Consider the following 15365-nt stretch of genomic DNA (forward strand, 5'->3'; position numbering starts at 1 on the left):
AATATTACATACAATATTGATGTCAAAACCTTTTTCATTGTCCTTTGAAAAAATAAATAAATTTATATTTGCAAAAAACACTACTTTTTATTTGTTCTGTTACTCTAAATATAATTTTATCTTAAATTTGAACAAAATCTTCGATTTAAATAAATTATAAGGAAGATTTTGCCCTAATCCATTACGGAAATTATATTTTAAAATTATCAACAATTCAATAAAGTTTATAATTTCCTATGGACTATAAAAAAATTTCCTAGAATATTCTAGGAAATTTTTTAATTCAAATTAATAATATTCTTTAATTAGCTGCCATATCAATAGCTCTTCTAAGCTCTTCTTCGACTTCCTTGGCTACATTTGTTAAATCCGCTTTACCTATCATGTCCATCAACATTGTGGGTTTTAACATCCCAATAAATATTGAATCTTCTTTTTCATATACAACTACTTTACATGGTAAAAAATAGCCAACTTCTAAATGTCTTTCAAATACTTCCTTTGCTTTTTTGGGATTACATACTTCAAAAATTTTAAAATTATGTGCTAAATCAAAACCTTTTTCTTTTAACTTATCCTTAAAATTCAACTCCCATAAAATTCCAAAGTTGACTTTGCTCAAGCTATTTTTTAAGCTGTCAATTGCTTCATCAAAGGTTTTATTAGTCTTTACTTCATATTTCAAATCCATTCTTTCTCCTCCTCCTAATATTTTTTATAATCCATAGGAAATTATAATAAAATCTTATATTTTAAAAAATTAATGTTGATTTTATTGAAACTTCGTCTGGCATGTTTACATGCCAGAGTCGTTATAAACTACATTGAATTGTGGATAATTTTAAATATAATTTCCGTAATGGATATGGGCAAAATCTACCTTAATTTATTTAAATCGAAAATTTTGTTCTATAATTAACATTATATTTATTCCCAATAAATATAATTTTAATCTAAAATTATTCTAAAATAATATTTAAACTGAACTTAACGACATTATAGTTTCAGCAATCTTTCTGATTTTCAATCAATACAAACATTACAAATATTTACAGCAACTATTTATTTCAACACTTTATATCATAAGTACCATCACCCCCTATTGGTATCAAGGTCCTGAAACGATATTTTTTATTGCTTGTTTAACATTTGCTTCTTTTAATCCTCATATAATTAAATACCCAATTGATAATAGTTAAAACTCTAAAGAGTAGGTTGAGAATTTTTGATTTTTTTATTTAAAACTGGGTAGTTTATAATATATTGAAAGTAAATTTTGGGAGACACTTATCTATAAACGATTAAATGAGGTGAGAACATGGGATTATTTAAAAGGTTGTTTGGCAATAATGTTGTGATGTATTCAGATTCATTATGAATTGATTGCCAAAAAGCAAAGAGTTTCTTTGCCACTCATAATATTAAAGTAAAAATTAAGAGTATTGAAGACCCACAAGTTCAAGAGGAGATGAAGAAAAAATTTAACCGAATCATGACTCCTACTATTTTAATAAATGGCAAAACAATAATCGGATTTGAAGATAATAAAGAATTAATAAAAAAATTACTAAAAATAAGTTAAAAATTGAGTATAAAGTAGATTTAATTCACCACTACTCATATAAGTAAAATTTATAAACGTGTTTCTATAACTAAATAGGTTTATCGTTTTTATTGAAATAGGATTTGTTTTTCATTTTTAATACTAAGTAATTTTTTTCTTTAATTCAATAATTTTTCAAGGATTTTCTAATATTCTTTTAATTTATTATACACGAATTTATATTATATAATAAGAGCTAAAGGAACCATTCCTTTAGCTCATAAAAATTTAATATGTAAAATTACCATTTTTAAATACAGATATCTCTTTTCCTTCTACAGTAATTCCTATTATTTCAAGATCTTCTGTACCTATCATAAAATCTTCATGCACAAGAGAATCATTCACTCCTAGTTTTTCCAATTCTTCCTTGCTCATATTTTCACCATTTTTTATACATACCGGATACGCTTTTCCTATTGCTAGATGGCATGATGCATTTTCATCAAAAAGAGTATTGTAAAACAATATGTTCGATTTTGAAATAGGAGAATCATAAGGAACTAAAGCTACTTCACCAAGGTAGCATGAACCTTCATCAGTTTCAATAAGCTGTTTTAAACTTTCATAACCTTTTTCAGCTTTAAAATCAATAATCTTTCCATCTTTAAATGTTAGTGTGAAATTCTCAATTAAATTCCCATTATAGTTCAAAGGCTTTGAACTTACTACAGTACCATTTACTCCTGTCTTTTTCGGTAAAGTAAATACCTCTTCTGTAGGCATATTTGCAATGAATTCTACTCCTTCAGGAGTATAATCTGAACCTCCAAGCCATATATGATTTTCAGGAAGTTCAATTTTCAAATCTGTTCCCAAAGAATTTTTAAAGTGAAGAAATTTAAACTTATTACTATTTAAAAATTCCAAACTCTTTTTAAGATTATTTTTGTGTTCTTCCCAAGAAGCAATAGGGTCTTCTGTATCTACTCTCACAGCTTTTAAAATAGCATCCCATAGTTTTTCAACCGCATCGTCCTCTGAAAGTTCAGGGAAAACTTTCTTTGCCCAAGCCTTTGTAGGAACTGATACAATACACCATACATTTTTATTACTCATCAAACTTTCCCTATATTCTTTTAATGAAGCACTGCTAGCCTTATGTTCTTTTGCTATTCTTTCAGGATTTACATCCTTCATAAGTTCTGGATCAGATGCAGATATTCTTAGGAAAGCCGCTCCTTGCTTCATATAATACATATAAAACTCTTTCTTCCATTGAGGAAACTCTTCAAAAACTTCTTCTGGAGCATGCATATACCTAATTTTTGAAAACAACTCATCTACCCAATTTATAACAACATCCTTTGCTCCCTCTTGATAAGCAACCTTTGCTACCATTCTTGCAAAAGAATCACATTCTATAGGAGAAGTTATAACAAGAATTTGGCCTTTTTGAATGTTAAGCCCCGTTTTTACTACAAGACGAGCATATTTTTCAAGTAAAACATTATCCATAATTAAACTCCTTTCTCTTAATTTTTATCCTATTGATTTAATATATATCCCCTATAAATTAAGTATAACATATTATCAGTAAATTTTGACTTTAATGTATTTTAAAACTAACTTCATAGCTCTTTTCAGTCGTATTTATAAATATCCTCTTTTTTTAGATTGTTAAAAACTGGCTGTTGAATAATCTAATCATAAAATTACTTTCATAAGCACAAAATAATATTGACAATAAGGAGGTGTTTTAAATGAATTTAAATACTAGAGATATAATTATGAAAAAACTTCTTGATGCTCAAGAAAATGTACGTGATTATGAAATGTTTTCTAAACAAGTAGATAATAATGAAGTTAGTAGTATATTTAAAAAATTTGCTGAAGAATCAGGTCAACAAGCTAGAAAGTTACAAGAACTAATAGAAAAATTTGATAACAACTTGAAGTGAAAAATCAACTTTTTACTGCATAGAAGGGCATTTTGAGACCTTGGCTAACCAATATGGTTTTCAAGGTCTTATCTTTATCTTGATTCAAAGAGATGGTTCTCTTGTTTCTTTCATGCCTTTACAACAATATTTACTATAGTTATTCTTGCTATTTAAGTTTCTCAAATATTTTGACTATCTTAATATTTTAATTGTAGCACAATCATTGTGCTGCCTTTTTATAAATATTTTTTAAATTGGATAAATTTTTATTCTTTCTAATCTTTACGAGTAATACAAATGGATATATAGTTTTTTCATTGAGATTAACTATATATATGTCGTCTTTTGCCCATTTTATATCTAAAACATTATCATTTAAAGTAACTTTTTCTAAAATGGCCGAAGAATTAAATCTTCCACTAGCAGGCATAATTATTTTACAAGCATAAATAATTTCCCCATTTGAAAAATCTACATATTTATCTAGTTTACCTAAAATATATTGTAATGAATCTAAATAATTACTAGTGAAATCATTCCATTGTTCCTCATTTTCAAAAACTAATGTTTCAGCTGGTGGAAACTCTCGCCCATCATCTTCTAATGCTACAAATCCTTTAAAAACTAATTGATAATCTATTTCTGAAGGTTTAGTACATCCAGTAATTAATATAGATATGCTAATTAAAAAGATTAAAAATTTTAACTTTAGTTTCATATTATTACATCCTTTCACTATAAAATCTACTTTCTTACTTTACATACATTCTAAACACATATACTTATATATTTCTTATCTATGTATTCCAAAAGTCCATCACTTTTTCAACTGCCCTCTAAAACACTCAACCTTATTTCTTTCAATGTTTCTATATATTTTTACAAGTTCTTTATAGTTTTTTAAGTTTTAAGGATAACTTTAATTATCAGCGCTTAAGTTTCTCAAATATTTCGACTATTTTAATATTTGTTTTATACGCATCTATAAGATTATTAGATAAACACCTATCAGCGATATCTCTAAATACCTTTATCCAATTATGTCTCCCTCCTTCACGAGGAGCACAAAGTAATCTGTCCCTTCTTAAAGCTGGAATTTTTGATGGATCTAAACATATAATAGATAATTCTAAAAGAGAAATTTCGCCTGCTTTATAAAGTTTTTTAGCTATTTTTTTAACTTCATCAAATGTAGCATTGGTAATATCATATTTTTTTCTAAGTTCATCCCAAATATTATTAGTATTAGCTGATACACAGGCACGATTAGCTCTAATCTTGCTTTTATACAGAGACTTATCATTAACATTTTTTGTATAATAGTAATTAATATTATTATTAATTTTAGAAATTGACATGTTTTTCTCCCCCTATTTAAAAAATTATATTTTGTAATAATTATCATCAATTAATATTAAAGATCTAATATATAGTCATTTATGTAAAAGACTGTTAGAAATATATATATTTCTAACAGCCATGACATATTGTTTATCTTATACGTATGTCAACAGACATTGTATTCCATGGATAATTTTCTGAAGTAGCTTCATAAGTAAAATTTCCTCCCGTAAAACCACTAGCATCCCACCATCTAAACCAGCCATCAATTATTCTATCATTATCTAAATCAATTGGTTGGGACTGAACTTCTTTTAATCTAACTCCATTTAATTTAGCAATTCGTGAACCATATCTACTATATCCGATTTCATAAGTAACAATATAGAACGGATTTCCTCCATGATCCTTATCAGTACAAAGTTTTGTTGATGAGTAAATCTCTTCAGTTCCTCCCTGAGAAGAATATATTTCAGCTATACCTACTTGAGACAATGGTGGAGCAGATGCAGCATAACTTACCGAACAAAACGATAATATTAATAAAGTTATTAAAAGTAATCCGGAAATCTTCTTCATGGTATCCCTCCTTTCTTTTTATAAGTATTGTCAAATGCATGATGCAATTAAATCCTTAACAAGAAATATATTGAATTAAATGTAAAATATTACTATATTACATATAATATCGCAAAAATATTAAATATGTAAATATTTTTGTTGGAATGTTAAACTTTTTTAATATTTTTTTAGAAAAAGGATTTTGTAGAAAAGTGTCGAATATCCGTAATCATGCTTAAATAATAAGGTAGGAGGCTATTTCTAATGAAATTATCTATCAAAACATTGAGGACAAAACTTCTATTATTGCTAATCTTAACTGCAATAATTCCCGTATCTATCGCTTCTTCAATCTTATACAATCAAAGTAAAAATAACTTAGATTATTTAATTAAAAACAATTTAAATCATAATGTCTCTATCGTCAATTATAAACTTGAAAAAAAGGCACAAGAAGCTTTATTTTTAGCGAAACTCTATTCAAATAAACCTGAAATTATTGATGTTTTTAAAAATAAAGATCGTGATGCATTAAAAGAAATAATTAAACCAATTTTTCAAAGATTAAAGGAAGAACACCACTTACAAATATTAGAATTTGGAGATGATAAAGGAATTGTCTTTCTAAGGGCACACAGTTCCAAGTTCGGAGATGATAAGAGCAACAATGAATCTATAAAATTAGCACTAAAGGGACAGGAAATAAAAGGGTTTGAATTTGGAAAAAGTGGATTAGCAATTCGAGCTTTTGTTCCTATCAAAGATAATGGAAAAATTATTGGAACTCTACAAGTTGGTTTTGAAGATGATTTTTTAACCGAGATTAGCGATATTACATCTGGCGATATAAGTATTTATGTAAAAGACAAATTAATTAAAACTTCAAGTAACACCGAAAAAGAAAAAATCGGACAAGTATTAAAAGACCCAACAATCTTTCAAAAAGTTTCTAAAGGTAAGGCTGTAAAAATTATAGACGATAATGGATACATAAGATTATACAATCCTCTATGGAACCCTATAAAAACTCAAGTTATAGGCATGATAAGTATAAGCTATAATGTTTCATCTTTATTATCTTTGAAAAAAAATGCTTTAATAACTACTTTTATAATTATAATTGCATCATTTATACTTTCATTAATATTATCAATAATATTTAGTAAAAACATTACTCTGCCAATTAATTTGACGATTGAACACTTAAAACTTATTGCAACAGGAGACCTTACAAAAGATGTTCCTAAAATATATCTCAATAGGAAAGATGAAATGGGTGACCTTTCTAGAGCCGTAAATATAATGCAAACTGATATAAGAGCACTAATTAATCAAGTAAACAAAACTTCAAATCAATTAGCTTATTCTTCAGAAGAATTAGCAACAATCACAAATGAAAATGTCAATGCGACTAATCATGTTGCTTTAACTATACAAGAAGTATCAGACAATACTCAAAAACAAATGTCAATAGCTGAAGAAACTTCAAAATCTATGAAAGAGATGGCAATAAATATTCAAAAAATTGCTCAATCTGCTGCTGTAGTACAGCAGTCTGCTCTTGAAGCATCAAAAGAAGCAGAGCAAGGAAATGAATTTATACAAAAAGTTATAAATCAAATGGATTCCATAAATAGATCCGTTCATGATTCATCATCAGCAATAAAAGTATTAGATCAACATTCACAAGAAATAAATCAGATATTAGAAGTCATCAATAATATTACTTCTCAAATAAATCTGCTTGCATTAAATGCCGCTATAGAAGCTGCACGTGCAGGAGAACACGGCAAAGGATTTGCTGTTGTAGCTGATGAAATAAGAAAATTAGCTGAGCAATCGGAAAAGTCAACAGATGAAATTTCAAACATAATGAAAGAAATACAAAAAAATACTAATTACTCTGTTCAATCAATGGAAAATGTAAATGATGAAGTTCAAAAAGGAATGAAAATAACAGACGAAGCCGGTAAAGCATTTATAAAGATTTTAGAAGCAATTCAAAACGTTGCAAAACAAATCCAAGAAGTCTCAACTGCTTCTGAACAAATGTCTGTAAATTCAAAACGAATAGCTGCTTCAGCAGAACAAACATTTGATATAGCTAAAAATTCTGCTGCAAGTTTTGAAAATATAGCTGCTGTTTCAGAAGAACAATTAGCATCTATGGAAGAAATAGCTTCATCTGCAGATACTCTAAATAGTATTGCACAAAGTTTAAATGAATTGATAAGTAAATTTAAAATTTAAATAAGCAAAACTCGCTTTGTAGCGAGTTTTGCCTTATAATCTCAACTCTCCTGTATTAGAATATAAAATATTTTCTTTCTTCTCTATATCATCTTTTTGACTACTAGACATTTTTATATTACCATAATTTTCTTTTATTTTACTTCTTACAATATTAATTGCTTTTTCTGGTACAACGATAAGGCCAAAATTTAAAATCGATTTTACTTTTTTATTAAGCACATCAAGGTCAATATTTTCATCAATAACTAACTTCCCCATATTTCTTATTGTTACTCCTTCATCAACATTTTCTACAACTCCTGATAAGACCATTTCCCCTGTATTTTTAATTAGTTTTCCTTCAATTATTTCTATTTCTATATTTTCATTTCCTAAAATACTTTTAACAGCATCATAGTTTTTTTCACTACAAACTATACTGCCGCATATTAGAGATTTAATATGTTTTTTGAGTTTACTATCATCCTCAAGATATATTTCCACTTCTCCATCTACAAATAAAATGCTATCATTATATTTTTTTATTGTATTATCATCCAAGTTTATATCTTGTTCTATATACTTTGAGCCCTTTGGTACTACAGTTTTATCTAATAAATAATACTCATCAATATATTTAGCAAATTCTTTTTCAAATTCATCTGCTATCACTAATTTGTTCAATATTTGAATATTGGATACTTTTTCTTCAAATAGCTTCATATCAACATCTTCAATAATAATAACTTTATCAATAGCTAATTTTGAATGTGGCTTCAGCCCATATAAAAATTGATTATTTAATATAATAGTACCATTAAATAATATATAATCATCTTTGTAACTAGAAATTTGCCCATTTATTGTAGATTTTGATTGTATAACTCCACTTAATTTTTTCGGACATACTATTCGTCCATTTACTATCATACAGTATATTTTTTCATTTATAAGATTACTGTCAACATCTTCTTTGAAAATAACTATCCCGTTCACTAAAATAGCTACTGGATTTAAAAGCCCTTCTAAATAATTTCTATCTATCTTTAAGTCCCCCGAACGAGTAACCATTTGTATATCCTTTGGTATTTTTACAGCACAGCCTATATTTACTTTTTCACAATTTTTAAGCAGTAATCGCGACTCATCACTTTCAATGAGTATCCCTATATTACATATTTTAGTAATATTCTTTGCTAAATCTTCTTTAATATTTCTAGTGTCAAGTAAGCCTATATTCTCAATTATAGACATTTTATGACCTCCCTTAATTTTAAATTTTATTTTTTAACATTTTTAACGAAGCACTTAATCGAGATCTCACAGTAGAAGGTGATACTCCGAGTATCTTTCCTATTTCTCTACTATTTAATAGCATCTTGTACCTAAGCACCAGAACTTCTTTATTCTTCTGAGGTAGTTTCTGAATTAAATTATCAAAAGCAACTTGAGATTCAAAATCTTGACTTTCATTAGATAATGCATTATTTAGTATACTGTTTTCATACAGTAGTATCTTGTTCTGTTTCCGTATAAAATCAATATTTTTATTTTTTATTGTAGTAAAAAACCATCCTTTTATCTGATGCTCATTCATATCATGAAACATTTCTTCTCTTTCTAGTGCGCTTACATATGCCTCCTGTACAAGGTCAAAAGCCCTATCGCTATTTTGAGTTATAGATTTTGCATATGCAATAAACTCTTTATTATATTTTTGGTAAACTAAATAAATATTCACTCTATCACTTCCTCGATTAGTGCTTCCACATATATAACGTATGAAAATATAAAAATGTCCATAATTTTTATAATTTATAGAAAATTATAAGTCGCTCTTTGCGGCTTTTTCATTCCTAAAATTTGTTTTTCATATGAGCTGCTTTCATTCCATTGCGTAACTATATCCCGCAATAGTCATATTATGTTAGTAAGTAGCTCTAAGGAGATGATTATATGTATTTATGTCCATTTTATCCTTTAAATCAAATGAATATGAATAAAATATTTATACTAGATTTTAAACAAGGAGACGTTAATGGTGATTTAATAATAGATAATGTTTATCTAGTAGGAAAAAAACATATGGTATGAAAAGTCCCTTTGTTGATAATATAACTCTATTAATTCAAGATGGAAGAACAAATATTTGCTATAAAATCATTCCAAAAGAAAATGCTGGATATAATCCAACAATCTTTTTAGGAGATTTTAGAAGAATTTAACCTGAGATATACCTATAAAGTAATATATAAAGATTATTATCAAGTAGAAATTGAAGAAAATAATGCAAAAAAATATATTATAGATATTAAATATAAAGGTAAAGAATACCTGTCTGAAATATATGATGACAAAGGTAAACTTAAAAAGCCTATTGAAGGATGGGTAAATCCACTTGGTGGACTATACCCTATAGATTTTCAAAGAGATGGAATTTATGAATTATATGCAGTCCAGCGAATAGCAGATAGGTATAATGCTGATGGATTAGGATATATATTGTTGCCCCTTTTAAATAATTTTATCTACAACTATCATAATTATTAAAATTATATTCTCTAGATAATAAATACCTTTATTCCTTTTTCTATGCTGTAATTCCATAAAATTTATAAAGTCATTATAAATATCTGTATTTATTGTCAATATACAACATAAAACAGGAATTATTATATACAATGCTCCTCCTAAAATATTATCCATATTAAAATAATGGAGCATCCTTACAGGTAATATCCCTATCGAAAAAATCAATCCATACATCAAAATATATCCACTAAATTTATTTCCTTTATAGAAAGTAAATAAAAAAAATATCATCATACCTAAGTTGACAAAAAAATTAATGCTGATTTTGAAATTCCCTTTAATTAAAGGATATATGAAACTACTAAGTAATATAATGATACTGTATATTACTATAATTAATATTCGTATTTTTCTTACTTTAATGACTGCTTTTTCATCTAAATACACTAAACATCTCTCCCTTCCGATTTAAAAAGGCAGCAAACTGTGTGAAAACTCAAAATTTATTAAAGTCTACATTTATTCCTGTATTTTCTCTTTCCTTTTATACTTCTACTAAATTTTTTCTGCAATTTCATGCATAATGATTTCTATAAAAAGCTCTCTTTTCAATATTAGTTTTATCGTTTAATATTATTACATAAGCAAGTATATCTCTTTTATTTTTTTCTCAAAAATTCCCTATAGTAATTTTACACTAACTGAAAGGCATCTGAAATACTTGTAATACTCTTGAAAAATTAAATGAAAAGCTAAAAAAAATAATGCTTTATTTTGCTAGAAACATCATGTAAGGTTTTTTTAATAAAAGAAAAAGCTTAATGTTATGATTATTTAAAAACAATACACCTTTTAATGTAAATTATGGAATACCTATCATTTATCTAGTTTAATGTAAGGATTAATAATGCTGGGATGATAAATTGCTCATTTATTATCCCCCATTTGCTTAATAACAAATGAGGGATAATAAAAATATTTAAGTGCTACAATTTTATACAAAATTTAATTATCTTGATGTATTAAGAAAATAAACTGCGGTCACTTACTTCTTTAAATAATGAAAGCAGCTTTTCTCTGGTAAGATTTTTCTTCTCATCACCTGTAACATCCATTATTATCTTACCTCTATGCATCATTATAAGCCTATTCCCATATTTTAAAGCATAATTCATGTTATGGGTTACCATAAGAGCAGTTAAATTTTTTTCTTTAATAATTTTATCTGTAATATTCATTACTATTTCAGAAGTTTTAGGGTCTAAAGCTGCTGTATGTTCATCAAGAAGTAAAAGATCAGGTTTGGTTAAAGATGCCATTATAAGACTTAGACACTGCCTTTGCCCTCCAGATAAATGGCATACTTTTGTATACAATTTATTTTCAAGTTCTAAGTCTAGTTCTCTTAAAATATTCTTGAAAAATTGCTCGTTCTTTTTATTAACTAAAAAAGAGAAATCAAATTTTTTTCCTTTATTCATTGCCATAGATAGATTTTCAAAAACTGTCATTGAAGGAATAGTTCCCATGGAAGGATCTTGAAAAATTCTTGATATTTTTTTACATCTAACAACTTCAGTTTCCTTTGTTATATCCTTTCCATTAAGATTTATGTTACCTTCATCAATTTGAATTTTTCCAGAAATAACATTTAAAAGAGTTGATTTTCCGGCTCCATTACTTCCTATTATACATATGAAATCCCCTTTATCTATCTTCAAAGATAAATTTTTAAAAATTTGATTTTCATTTATATTATTTGGATTAAATGTTTTTGATATATTAATTAGTTCTAGCATTGATATCACCCATCTATTTTAAAGAATTAATTAGACATAATTTACTTTCTTTTCTTTAAACAGTTTTAAGTTGGCAAATTTAAAATTAAGCTCAGAGTTTCCAACTCCTAAGGCTAATATAACAATTATACAGCTTATGAGCTTTAAATCACTTGGATTAAAGCCTAATTTAAGGCTCAAAGATATACTTGTTCTATATAAAATGGCTCCTATTATACAAATTAAACTAGGATTAAAGAAAGATATATTTTTAAATATGGAATCGGCTATTATTATTGAAGCTAGTCCTATTATGATTATTCCCGTTCCCATATTTATATCGCTAAAACCTTGGTATTGGGCTAAAATACCTCCAGATAAGGCTATTAAACTATTTGACAACGAAAGGCCTAATATCTTTACTAAACCTGTATTTACTCCTAGGGATATAACCATGTTTTCATTAGCTCCTGTAGCCTTTATTAAATATCCTAATTTTGTTTTAAAGAACAAAGTAAAAATTATTGATACAAAGAAAGTAAACAAAAAGGCTATTAATAAAGAATTTTTTTCTGAAAATATTGTTTCATAATTGAATAAAGGAAGATTAGCCTTTGTCATTATTCTTAAATTTATAGAGTAAAGACCTATCATGACTAAAATACCAGATAATAAATTGGCTATTTTAAGCTTTACATTCAAGATTCCAGTACATATTCCAGCTAAAAATCCTGCTAAAGTAGAAAATATAAGACTTAAAAAAGGATTAATTCCCTTTGTTATAAGTATTGCCGATACGCTTGCACCCAAAGTGAAGGTTCCATCGGCTGAAAGATCAGGAAAATTAAGAATCTTATATGTGATATAAACTCCCATTGCCATTATTGAAAAAATAAGACTTTGTAAAAGTATGCCTAACCAAAAGCTACCCATCTATCTGTCCTCCTTTATGACCTTTGCCCTTTTTAGGAGTTCATTGGGGATTTTTACTCCAAGTTTGTTTGCTATATCTTCATTTATAATAAGTTGTGTTTCTTTTAGTGTTGAAACAGGTAAATCCTTTATTTCTTTACCTTCTAAAATTTCAACTGCCATAAGCCCCGTTTGAAAACCCAGTTTATAATAATCCAAGCCTTCGCAAGCTAAAGCTCCAGCCTTTACCATAGGCTCATCTACTCCAATAATTGCTATATTATTATTGCTAGCTATTTTAGCAATTATCGGTAAGCTAGATGCAACAAGATTATCCGATGGGAGAAACAAAAAATCTATATTTTTAATTTTTGAATTAAGAGAAGGTTCAATTTCAGAAGTATTTGTAACTGGAATTTCAATTATTTCAAGATTCAAGTCCTTGGAAACTTCCTTTGCAATATCAACTTGAACCTGTGAATTTATTTCACTTGTATTGAAAATCACGCCTACTTTTTTTGCATTAGGAAAGATTTTTTTCCCAAGCTCAAGTTCTTTTTTTATTGGAGTCATATCACTAGTTCCAGTTATATTACCTTCAGGGGAATTCAAATTTTTAACTAGACCGGCTGATACGGGGTCTGTTACAGCTGTAAAAATGATAGGAATTTCACTTGTAGCCTTGTGGGCTGATTGGGCTGATGGAGTGGAAATAGCAAGGATTAAATCTTTATTTTGAGATACAAAATTTTGAGCTATTGTCGATGTTAGAGCAATATCGCCTTGAGCAAATTGGATATCTATTTCTAAATTTTTGCCCTCTTCATAACCCTTTGATTTAAGAGCTTCTATAAATCCATTCCTAGCACTATCAAGGGCAGGATGCTCAATAATTTGACTTATACCAATAGAAAAAAGTTCATTGGAAATATCAGAAGAAGTATTATTAGATGAACATGCACCTAATGATATAGAAAAGATAAGCATTAAAAAAAAGCCTAAAGTTTTTCTTAAGCTGGCAAGAATAGATTTTACTACCATGCTACCATCCTCCTATTTTTGATTTTTTTCTTCGTATTTTTTCTACTTTCCTACCTTGCTACCCTTAGCCCCATAGGCTACCTACATGTGAAATTAATCCTACAAAATAAAAACACGGTTGAGATAATTATAAATGCATTTTAAACAAAATGTCAATAGTAAATATTTATTTAATTAATCGATTACAGGTATAGATCTATGTCCAAGTCCTATAGCTAAGTCGTTTAAATGGAGAAGCCCTACACTAACAAAAAGACATACACTTATATGTTCATCATATCTTGCTATACCTATTTTCCCTCCAAAATTAAAACCTAGTGCCTTTGAACTTACTTGTATTATAGCTTCCTTTGTAGCGCCTGCTACAGCTCCTTCATGTACATGACAATCTTTAATAATTCCAGTTTTTTTAGATGCAACAAGAGCCCTTTCTATTATTTTAGGTATTGAGCTTATAAGGTCTCCTCCTATATCGACAGCAGTTGCTTTTATATTTTTCTTAGCAAGTTCTTCAATAATTATTTTTTCTTCTTCTCTAGTTGAAATAGCTAATTTTATAGAAGCTTTAGCTATTTCTGTACTTTTATTTTTCAAAAAAACCACTCCTTCATGGGTAAAGTAAAAGTTTCCAGAAGTTCGATAAAAAAACACAACAAATCAATACAAATTAAATTACTTAAGTGGGCAGTACTCTATTTCAATGTTTTTAAAGAAGAAATAATTTTTAAGATATATTCTAATAACGCCAGATTTACATTCAATACTTTTATTTACAAAAATATTTTTATCTCCAAAATTATATTGTTTATACATAAAAGCTGTTTCCTTATATGGCCTTCCCTTTTCCACGAAAGGTTGAGCGACATTGCCAGCTCCTCAGCAAAAGGATCTAGGCTCGTTTTCAATTTTTAAATCTTTAATATTCTTTTTATCCATATATTCTAACACTTCCGGTTGAATTATAACTTCTTTTACATACATTTTAACCAAACCTTTCTATTTAATTAATCAATGGCTTTCTTTAGCTTTTTTCAAACATAGAACTATGATTTTTATTTAATATAACATAATTGATAATAAATTTCAATATACAAATTAGAGAAGCATATTTAAGAATATTTCAATAAATTTATAATTAATTTATTTGATTTACACAATTAAATTTATATTAAAAATAGCAACTAATACTCAGTTGATAAACCATCTCGTTTTGTGTAATAATAACAAAGCTTAAAAACAATTAATCCTATTAGTACATAAAAACCACTATTAAGAATTAAATTTATCAAGTCATTTGCTGTTATTTTATTACCTATTAATATATTCTGCGAAAGTCTAATCCCTATGGTTAATGGTAGCATTTCTGAGATATTAACTACAACTTTAGGTAGTTTCTCTAATGAAACAATTCCACCTGTAAAAAATAGTAGAAAATATGATAATATAGATTCAAATGAAGCTGTTTTTGTAAAAATTAGTGTC

19 protein-coding genes and 1 pseudogene are annotated in these 15365 nt (G+C 27.4%); 6 read left to right on the forward strand and 14 right to left on the reverse strand.

The window, feature by feature from the left end; genetic code table 11:
* Positions 1 to 301: 301 nt before the first annotated feature.
* On the reverse strand, positions 302 to 691 hold the full coding sequence (locus tag AB4Y15_RS07345) for a DUF302 domain-containing protein (protein WP_427339418.1): 390 nt from the start codon (positions 689 to 691) through the stop codon (positions 302 to 304).
* A gap of 687 nt (positions 692 to 1378) precedes the next feature.
* On the opposite strand from AB4Y15_RS07345, the gene AB4Y15_RS07350 reads away from it, so the two are divergent.
* The gene (locus AB4Y15_RS07350; RefSeq protein WP_427339447.1) at positions 1379 to 1582 is read left to right on the forward strand and encodes a glutaredoxin family protein; all 204 of its coding nucleotides are present in this window, start codon (positions 1379 to 1381) and stop codon (positions 1580 to 1582) included.
* Between the two features lie 249 nt (positions 1583 to 1831).
* Here AB4Y15_RS07350 and AB4Y15_RS07355 read toward each other — a convergent pair whose 3' ends face one another.
* Positions 1832 to 3061 carry an aminopeptidase gene (locus AB4Y15_RS07355; protein WP_427339419.1) on the reverse strand — a complete coding sequence of 410 codons (1230 nt, stop codon included), beginning with the start codon at positions 3059 to 3061 and terminating at the stop codon, positions 1832 to 1834.
* 245 nt (positions 3062 to 3306) lie between these two features.
* On the opposite strand from AB4Y15_RS07355, the gene AB4Y15_RS07360 reads away from it, so the two are divergent.
* On the forward strand, positions 3307 to 3504 hold the full coding sequence (locus AB4Y15_RS07360) for a hypothetical protein (RefSeq protein WP_427339421.1): 198 nt from the start codon (positions 3307 to 3309) through the stop codon (positions 3502 to 3504).
* 202 nt (positions 3505 to 3706) lie between these two features.
* On the opposite strand, the gene AB4Y15_RS07365 is transcribed toward AB4Y15_RS07360, so the two are convergent.
* The 3 genes from AB4Y15_RS07365 to AB4Y15_RS07375 form a co-directional block, all read right to left on the reverse strand.
* Positions 3707 to 4204, reverse strand: a complete 498-nt coding sequence (locus tag AB4Y15_RS07365; protein WP_427339422.1) for a hypothetical protein — start codon at positions 4202 to 4204, stop codon at positions 3707 to 3709.
* A 208-nt stretch (positions 4205 to 4412) separates the two neighbouring features.
* On the reverse strand, positions 4413 to 4844 hold the full coding sequence (locus AB4Y15_RS07370) for a hypothetical protein (RefSeq protein WP_427339423.1): 432 nt from the start codon (positions 4842 to 4844) through the stop codon (positions 4413 to 4415).
* 133 nt (positions 4845 to 4977) lie between these two features.
* Positions 4978 to 5406: a DUF4879 domain-containing protein gene (locus tag AB4Y15_RS07375; RefSeq protein WP_427339424.1), complete on the reverse strand. Its 429-nt coding sequence runs from the start codon at positions 5404 to 5406 to the stop codon at positions 4978 to 4980.
* A gap of 246 nt (positions 5407 to 5652) precedes the next feature.
* Here AB4Y15_RS07375 and AB4Y15_RS07380 point away from each other — a divergent pair, with 246 nt between their 5' ends.
* Positions 5653 to 7638, forward strand: coding sequence for a methyl-accepting chemotaxis protein (locus tag AB4Y15_RS07380; RefSeq protein ID WP_427339426.1), 1986 nt, complete (start codon positions 5653 to 5655; stop codon positions 7636 to 7638).
* 33 nt (positions 7639 to 7671) lie between these two features.
* On the opposite strand, the gene AB4Y15_RS07385 is transcribed toward AB4Y15_RS07380, so the two are convergent.
* Positions 7672 to 8874 carry a hypothetical protein gene (locus tag AB4Y15_RS07385; protein ID WP_427339428.1) on the reverse strand — a complete coding sequence of 401 codons (1203 nt, stop codon included), beginning with the start codon at positions 8872 to 8874 and terminating at the stop codon, positions 7672 to 7674.
* A 19-nt stretch (positions 8875 to 8893) separates the two neighbouring features.
* Positions 8894 to 9361 carry an RNA polymerase sigma factor gene (locus AB4Y15_RS07390; RefSeq protein ID WP_427339430.1) on the reverse strand — a complete coding sequence of 156 codons (468 nt, stop codon included), beginning with the start codon at positions 9359 to 9361 and terminating at the stop codon, positions 8894 to 8896.
* A gap of 215 nt (positions 9362 to 9576) precedes the next feature.
* On the opposite strand from AB4Y15_RS07390, the gene AB4Y15_RS07395 reads away from it, so the two are divergent.
* From AB4Y15_RS07395 to AB4Y15_RS14130, 3 genes are read left to right on the forward strand one after another with little or no spacing between them, the layout of a single operon-like run.
* A complete protein-coding gene (locus AB4Y15_RS07395) occupies positions 9577 to 9714 on the forward strand; it encodes a hypothetical protein (RefSeq protein WP_427339431.1) in 138 nt (45 codons plus the stop codon).
* Complete coding sequence (locus tag AB4Y15_RS07400; RefSeq protein ID WP_427339433.1) at positions 9711 to 9845, forward strand: hypothetical protein; 135 nt, start codon at positions 9711 to 9713, stop codon at positions 9843 to 9845. The genes AB4Y15_RS07395 and AB4Y15_RS07400 overlap by 4 nt, the downstream gene beginning before the upstream one ends.
* A 1-nt stretch (position 9846) precedes the next feature.
* Entirely contained in the window at positions 9847 to 10170 is a 324-nt protein-coding gene (locus tag AB4Y15_RS14130) for a hypothetical protein (RefSeq protein WP_489672022.1), read from the forward strand.
* Here the strand turns inward: AB4Y15_RS14130 and AB4Y15_RS07405 are convergent.
* From AB4Y15_RS07405 to AB4Y15_RS07435, 7 genes and pseudogenes are all read right to left on the reverse strand, one after another.
* Complete coding sequence (locus tag AB4Y15_RS07405; RefSeq protein WP_427339434.1) at positions 10135 to 10599, reverse strand: hypothetical protein; 465 nt, start codon at positions 10597 to 10599, stop codon at positions 10135 to 10137. The two genes, AB4Y15_RS14130 and AB4Y15_RS07405, sit on opposite strands and share 36 nt — an antisense overlap.
* A 575-nt stretch (positions 10600 to 11174) precedes the next feature.
* A complete protein-coding gene (locus tag AB4Y15_RS07410) occupies positions 11175 to 11951 on the reverse strand; it encodes an ABC transporter ATP-binding protein (RefSeq protein WP_427339436.1) in 777 nt (258 codons plus the stop codon).
* Positions 11952 to 11981: 30 nt separating this feature from the next.
* A complete protein-coding gene (locus AB4Y15_RS07415) occupies positions 11982 to 12863 on the reverse strand; it encodes an ABC transporter permease (protein ID WP_427339437.1) in 882 nt (293 codons plus the stop codon).
* Positions 12864 to 13883: an ABC transporter substrate-binding protein gene (locus tag AB4Y15_RS07420; RefSeq protein ID WP_427339439.1), complete on the reverse strand. Its 1020-nt coding sequence runs from the start codon at positions 13881 to 13883 to the stop codon at positions 12864 to 12866.
* Between the two features lie 174 nt (positions 13884 to 14057).
* Positions 14058 to 14477 (reverse strand): HutP family protein, encoded by a 420-nt coding sequence (locus AB4Y15_RS07425; RefSeq protein WP_427339440.1) that lies wholly within the window; start codon positions 14475 to 14477, stop codon positions 14058 to 14060.
* 78 nt (positions 14478 to 14555) lie between these two features.
* A pseudogene (locus AB4Y15_RS07430) lies at positions 14556 to 14741 on the reverse strand (hypothetical protein); the annotation flags it as partial.
* A gap of 323 nt (positions 14742 to 15064) precedes the next feature.
* On the reverse strand, positions 15065 to 15365 hold a 301-nt coding region (locus AB4Y15_RS07435), incomplete at its 5' end, for a hypothetical protein (RefSeq protein WP_427339442.1).

Source organism: Caloranaerobacter longqiensis (assembly GCF_050286925.1).
In the GTDB taxonomy this organism is placed as follows: Bacteria; Bacillota; Clostridia; order Tissierellales; family Thermohalobacteraceae; genus Caloranaerobacter.